The sequence below is a fragment of the Streptomyces prasinopilosus genome (assembly GCF_001419695.1).
Lineage (GTDB): Bacteria > Actinomycetota > Actinomycetes > Streptomycetales > Streptomycetaceae > Streptomyces > Streptomyces prasinopilosus.
In genome coordinates this window covers 1-688 of the sequence record NZ_LIRG01000908.1, presented here as the reverse complement: position 1 = coordinate 688, position 688 = coordinate 1, and the positions used below count along the sequence as shown (strand labels likewise).

The 688-nt window shown below is 68.5% G+C and carries 1 pseudogene; it reads left to right on the top strand.

Annotated elements, in window-relative coordinates:
• Positions 1 to 258 precede the first annotated feature (258 nt).
• Positions 259 to 538, top strand: a pseudogene (rpsO, locus tag AOK18_RS28355) (30S ribosomal protein S15); the annotation flags it as partial.
• Positions 539 to 688 lie beyond the last annotated feature (150 nt).

The window sequence follows — 688 nt, the reverse complement described above, 5'->3', positions numbered from 1 at the left end:
GACCTGTGACCGGTCCCCTGGACTGGTACGAGCGCTCACCCTAGTGGCACCCCGCGTCCCACCTGGGCGGTTCCGCGGACCGCGGTGAAGGGGACCACGACCGGCTGATACCCTGACTGACGGCCGTATGCGTACGCACCCCCGGAGCCCCGCTTCGGAGGCCGCGCCCTGCGGATCCCGCCTTCCGAGTCACGGAAGATCCCCCGAGGTGAAGACCGGGGGCGCTCGGTGGCCAGTCACAGACCATGAGGAGTACGCGTGTCGCTCGACGCCGCTACGAAGAACCAGATCATCGCCGACTTCCGCACCAAGGAAGGTGACACCGGCTCCCCCGAGGTCCAGGTCGCCCTTCTGTCCCGTCGGATCTCCGACCTGACGGAGCACCTCAAGACCCACAAGCACGACCACCACTCCCGTCGTGGTCTGCTCATCCTGGTCGGTCAGCGCCGCCGGCTGCTGCAGTACCTCGCCAAGAAGGACATCCAGCGCTTCCGTGCGCTGGTCGACCGCCTCGGCATCCGCCGCGGTGCGGCGGGCGNNACCGCTCCCTTTGCCGTACGTGCGGAGTGTCACCACGTCTTTGTAGTGTGGTAGCACAACGCAGGAACACCGACTCGCCGTGACGACCGGTACCGCACCAGGTCGCGGCCGTCACCGGCACCACCCCCGACGTCCCCCCGGACGTCCC